The sequence below is a fragment of the Flavobacterium sp. T12S277 genome, assembly GCF_048514875.1.
Taxonomy (GTDB): domain Bacteria; phylum Bacteroidota; class Bacteroidia; order Flavobacteriales; family Flavobacteriaceae; genus Flavobacterium.
In genome coordinates, this window is sequence record NZ_JBLYEG010000036.1 from 1 (window position 1) to 6,143 (window position 6,143).

The window sequence follows — 6,143 nt, forward strand, 5'->3', positions numbered from 1 at the left end:
AAAATATAGTTTTTAATCAAAACGGAGGTGGTCATTTTGCTCCGGAATTAGGTGGTCATTTTGAACTGGAATCAGGTGCTCACTTTAAAACGGAATGGGGTGATCAATATAACCGGAATTTGCACTGCGAATGTAGTTTCATTAGATTTCTTTCCTTGTAGAACATTAATTAATAAACGTCGAATTATAGCCACATTAAAGACGTCGCGCAATTACATTAACCCAATTATTATACTGTTTTACAACCGATTACACGATATCTAACTCAAAAAAAAAAAAAAAAAATAATCTCATACACATAACTCCTAACAAGGCAATTATTTTGGCAACCACAATAAAGTACAGTAGTTCATAAAAACATTTTAACTTAATCTCGATGTATATAAAGCATGATGGGGTTAAATCTAAAGTAATTGGAAAGAATAACTAAAATCTCTTTTTGGAGGTAAATCTCATCTCAGATGAATAGTTATGTTTAATGAAGCGCCTAATAAAATAATTTTAATACTTGAAATAACAAACATTAAAATAGATAAAAAAGAAAGTAACCTGTAACCAACGTACTGGTTGCTACTTCTTACAAATAGTATCTCACTTTACCAATTATCTTTTTTTATAAAAAAACAGATATGAAATTTAGCAAGCTGTTCATTATTTCTAAAATTATTATTTTTCAATTCACAATGATATTTTTTTATTTCATAAGTTTTAAAATTACAGTCTCCATGGTTGAATAATCACAAAATAAGAGCTGGCCCAATTGAAATTATTGCTATATTAAAATTTAATTCATACTCTTTATCTAGGGTAATCCTACATTTAAAAATTCCCTTTACAGATATATCAATCCCTTCAATAGTCCCGATTGATTCCACCCAATAGATCTATTTAACAAATTTGGATTTAATGTATGTTTGACAAATTTCAAATTATTATGAGTTGGATTAAAAATACCTTAATTTAAAACTATCTTCCAATGCTTCTAAACAACAACACCATGATATCAAGGGATTAAATAATTGAAATAAGATTTCAATTCATTTATTATCTCAGGTTTAAGTTTTGAGGTATCCAACAACAACACCTCCTCTATTTTTCCTAGTTCCGATAAAATTCCATTATTGAAACTACAAATAATTAAAGGAATCTCTTTTCTATATACTTTAAGGAAATCAAGTAATTCCTTTTCTGAATAGATCACAAATACAATCACTGAATATTTATCTAATACCTTGTCAAAATACTTAAAATTGCAATATGCATCAAAAGAATAATCTTCTTGAAATTCATGCTTTAAGAATCTTGAAAAATATTTTTGACTATCATATATAAGTCCTTTTCTCTTGCCCATGGCTCTAATATCTTGCTTCATAATTCCATCTAAATTCTAATTCTGGTGCCACTCTTAACTTTTACTCTAAAATCTCACTGCGTTTGCAACTTAATTTCCCGCAACATTTCACTAGAGTTATTCATAAAATCTAAAAAATATTTACTGTATAATCTAAGAATGAAAATATTCTTTGGATCTCTTTACTGTGAAAAATAATCCGTTACAAAAGAGGCTATAATCACCATTCTAAACAAAACTAAACCACTGATGGACTAACATAAAAATCAATTTTAATATAGAATCAGTGGTATTAGGTTTTATTAAACAAAGTGAAATACACTTTAAAATTATTCTACTTAAAAATTACATTGAAGTAATTATAAACTCACTACGTCTGTTAGCCTGATGTTCTTGCTCCGTACATTGCACACCATCTGCACATTTATTTACTAACTGAGTTTCACCATACCCTTTACCAGTTAACCTATTTGCAGCTATTCCGTTTTTAACTAACCACGCAATAGTTGATTTAGCTCTTCTATCTGAAAGTTTCTCGTTATAAGCATGCGTCTGTCTACTATCAGTATGTGAACGAACGTCTATCTTCATTGTTGGATACTGCTTCATAACATCCAGAATTTTTTCTAATTCAAAAGCTGCATCTTTACGAATAAAAGATTTATCCAAATCGAAATAAATTATCTCGATTTTAAGAAATTTTGCAAGATCGTCCCCTACTGTAACTTTAGACACTGCTTTTTCCAATGCAATAGGCAAATCTGTTTTTCCACTCTCCTTAGCAATAGTAATGCTTTGTTCTTTGGTAATATAATCCGCTTTTATTGCCCTCACATGGTATGACTCTCCACACTTTACTTCAAATGCATAGTGAGCTTTTTCATCTGAAACCACTTGTTGTAATTCTTTGAAATTGCTATCAAATAAAACTACCTGGGTCATGGGCAATAATTTTCCGTCTACCAGATCAGTTACAACTCCTGAAAGCTCTTGTTCACAGGTTAACTTTTTTGTTTCAGTGAATCTGTAAATATCATCATAACCTTCTCCTCCGGATCGATTTGTTGTAAAGAAACCTGTTCTAGATTGACCATTAATAAGTAATGCAAAATCATCTGTTTTTCCATTGATAGGTTCCCCTACATTTTGCGATTCAGACATAGAGCCATTTTGATCTAATTGGACAACAAAAACATCCAAACCTCCAAGTCCAGGATGACCATCACTGGCATAATACAACTCGTTCTGATCACTTATAAAAGGAAAAGTTTCTCTACCCTCTGTATTGATTTTGTTTCCTAAATTCTCTGGTGTTCCATAACTACCATCATCGTTGATTTTAACCTTAAACAAATCAGATTGCCCTAAAGTTCCTGGCATATCCGATGCAAAATACAATGTTTTCTCGTCGATACTCAATGCCGGATGAGCGACACTATATTGATCACTGTTAAACGGAAGTTCTCTTACATTACCCCATACACCCTTTTCAAGAGTTGACTTATATAACTTTAACAAAGTCACTCTTTTACTATCTTCTTTTTTCTTTCCATTTAAAAAATTGTTTCTAGTAAAATACATCGTTTTTCCATCTTGGGTAAAAACTGGAGTAGATTCATGAAATTTAGAATTTATTCTATTATCGAATCGTTCTGGTTTTCCCAAACTACCATCTGATTTCATTTCCGATCTATAGAGATTTGTAAATGATTGATTGTTCCATTTGAAAACCTTCTTAGCAATTCCCCCTGTATCTCTTGCTGAAGCAAATACTAAGTTATTACCTAAAAATGAACTCCCATAGTCAGAAAACTTAGAATTGATACCCGCATTTTCAATGGTATATCGCCAAGAATTTGCTTTGATCTCCTCGAGATAATTTCTATTACTCTTAAATAGCTTAGCTCGTAAATCATTGCCTGATTTATGATTAAATTCGGTCATCATTTTATCAGATTTAGCATAATCTCCTATCGATTTTAAACACTGAGAATATCTATAATAGTACTCCGGTTCCTGATTTTGATTCATATCAAAAAGCTTTTCATACCATTTTTCTGCTTTTTCTAACTCGGCATTAAAATAATATGCATTTCCTAACTTTTGAAACATGCTCTCATCAGTATAGCCTTTATTGGCTACACGCTCATAAGTAGCTATTGCATCTATATAAGCGTAACGATCATATTCTTTATCGGCCGCAGCCACTTTTGCTTTTTGAGTATATCCCTGAAATGCGATAAGACTCATAAGCGAACTATAAATAAGGTTTTTAATTTTCATAGTAGAGGATATTAAAAGAATCTTGGAGAGATGATCTTATTATACTTATTGAACAATTCATATCTTAGAAAAATTTCATGTGAGCCCGAATTGTAGTTATCTAATCGAGTAGTTTCTAAATCATAACCATAACCGATAAACCATGAATCTGTTGCTTGAAAACCCACCATAGCACTAAATGCTGCACTCCATCTATAAGCCAATCCTGCTACAAACTTCTCGTTTATTAAAAAGTTCGCAGATACATCTACTTGTAAGGGTGCACCTTGCACATACTTAGTCAGTAATGACGGCTTAAATTTCAGTGAGGGATTCAAATCAAACACATGACCTGCAATGAGGTAATAATGAATATTTTCTTGAGCCACATGGCTGTTAGCTCCCCTATTGGCGTACTTATCAAAATGCTTGGTTTCCAATAAATTAGGAGCAGACAAACCGACATATGTATTATCCGAATGCAGATATAATCCCACTCCAATATTTGGAGAAAACTTATTATCTATATTGGTATCAAAAACATAATCATTCTTATCATATTGATTCAACTTCGTAAAATCAACATCTAACAAATTTGCAGATCCTTTTAATCCAAATGATAGCTTATAACTTTCCGACACAGGTATACTGTAAGAAAAATCAATAGCTATATTACTCTCATTTGAAGGCCCTATCCTATCATTTATAAAGGACAAACCAACTCCCATATTACTATTGCTTATCGGCATATTGATCGAAGCCGTATTTGTTACCGGTGCTCCCTCTAATCCTACCCACTGTGTACGGTGCAAACCAAATATGCTTAAAACACCTCTAGACCCTGCATACGCAGGATTGATATTAATGGTATTATACATATATTGTGTAAACTGTGAATCTTGCTGGGCATGAATCAAGCCTGATAATAGTATCAGAACCAATCCTATTAATTTTGTTTTCATCTGTCTTTTTTTTTATAATCCCCGAGAGATGTAATGCCTCCCGGGAATTAGATTTATCTATTTTCTATTGATATATAAATAACCTGCTTTTTGGTGTCCTGTAGAATTATAATCCTTGTATTTTAGAATATAATAATAGGTTCCAACTGGTAATTCAGCAGAAGCATTAATCGTTACACGGCCTTCCGAAATACCTTTAAAGGCTCTGTCGGAATTGTTATAATTATCACGCTCAAATACTAAAACTCCCCAGCGGTTATAAATTTCAACCGAATTCTCTGGATAGCATTCTAAACCTCTTACATAGAATAAATCATTACTGCCATCTGCATTGGGAGATACGGCATTAAAAACTTCTATACTACAACCTTCAATCTTTAAGACTGTTGGATTATCTCCTACAGTACTCATATCATCTGAGTTGTCCTTAACGATTATTCCATCATAGCTTGTTCCACTAACAGTTGCTTGATTACTCACAGATCCTAAATTTATATCTGACTGTTTTAGAGTATAAACTCCAACAAAAGTAGTTCTGTCAGATTCTCCTACTGCCAAACTTATAGGACTTCCGGTAAGTACTATCCCAGGAAGAGGGTCAGTTAGACTCACATTTGTTAATGCTACATCTCCAGTATTGGTAACTTCAAAACTATAGATAACACTTTCTCCAGCCTGTGCATGACCATCTCCATTTTCATCTTTAAACACCGCTGTTTTCACTAATGCAATCGATGGGTTACTAAATACCTGTACAGTAACTACCGCATCATCACAATTGCTAGAATTGAGTTTCTCACATATTCTATAAGTTAAGGCATAAGACCCTGCCGGGGTACCAGGCGCAACCAAAACATTGGTTCCTGACAAAGTAATCCCAGGATTAGTCGCACTTACAAACGTAGTATTTACTTCCGAAGGCACAACAGCACTTCCGTTTAAGGTATCATTAGTTAATACATTGGTTAGTGAAGTTCCTCCTTCTGAACCATTTACTGAGATTCCTGCGTCATCTGTCGCTACGATAACTCCTGCAACAACTGTTACCGAAACTGTAGCTTGATCACAATTGGTAGGATTAAGTTTCTCACATATTCTATAAGTCAATGTATAAGTCCCGGCCGGCGTATTTGGCGCAACCAAAACATCGGTTCCCGACAAAGTAATTCCGGGATTAGTAGCACTTACAAAAGTAGTATTTACATCCGAAGGTACTACGGCACTTCCATTTAAAATATCATTGGTTAATACATTAGTTAATGAAGTCCCTCCTGTGGAGCTGTTTACCGGACTTCCCGTATCATCTGTAGCTACAATAGCTCCAGCTGTTACCGTCACAGTAACCACTGCATCATCACAATTGGTCGGGTTGAGTTTCTCGCAAATTCTGTAAGTCAATGTATAATTCCCTGCTGGCGTGCCTGGAGCAACCAAGACATCAGTTCCCGACAGAGTAATTCCAGCATTGGTAGCACTTACAAAAGTAGTATTTACATCTGATGGCACTACAGCACTTCCATTTAAGGTATCATTAGATAATACATTCGTTAGTGAGGTTCCTCCTGTTG

4 protein-coding genes are annotated in these 6,143 nt (G+C 33.6%); all 4 read right to left on the bottom strand.

Annotated elements, in window-relative coordinates; translation table 11 throughout:
- Positions 1-1,003: 1,003 nt before the first annotated feature.
- Complete coding sequence (locus tag ACN1CN_RS22360; protein ID WP_419137849.1) at positions 1,004-1,372, bottom strand: hypothetical protein; 369 nt, start codon at positions 1,370-1,372, stop codon at positions 1,004-1,006.
- Between the two features lie 324 nt (positions 1,373-1,696).
- Positions 1,697-3,634, bottom strand: coding sequence for an OmpA family protein (locus tag ACN1CN_RS22365; RefSeq protein ID WP_419137851.1), 1,938 nt, complete (start codon positions 3,632-3,634; stop codon positions 1,697-1,699).
- 11 nt (positions 3,635-3,645) lie between these two features.
- Positions 3,646-4,575 (bottom strand): type IX secretion system membrane protein PorP/SprF, encoded by a 930-nt coding sequence (locus ACN1CN_RS22370; RefSeq protein WP_419137853.1) that lies wholly within the window; start codon positions 4,573-4,575, stop codon positions 3,646-3,648.
- 57 nt (positions 4,576-4,632) lie between these two features.
- Positions 4,633-6,143, bottom strand: a 1,511-nt coding sequence (locus ACN1CN_RS22375) for a gliding motility-associated C-terminal domain-containing protein (RefSeq protein WP_419137855.1), incomplete at its 5' end; no start/stop codon positions are given.

What these genes read in the sequence shown, in the direction of transcription:
- ACN1CN_RS22360 (WP_419137849.1), bottom strand. Translation starts at nt 1,372, where the DNA reads ATGAAGCAAGATATTAGAGCCATGGGCAAGAGAAAAGGACTTATATAT.
- ACN1CN_RS22365 (WP_419137851.1), bottom strand. Translation starts at nt 3,634, where the DNA reads ATGAAAATTAAAAACCTTATTTATAGTTCGCTTATGAGTCTTATCGCA.
- ACN1CN_RS22370 (WP_419137853.1), bottom strand. Translation starts at nt 4,575, where the DNA reads ATGAAAACAAAATTAATAGGATTGGTTCTGATACTATTATCAGGCTTG.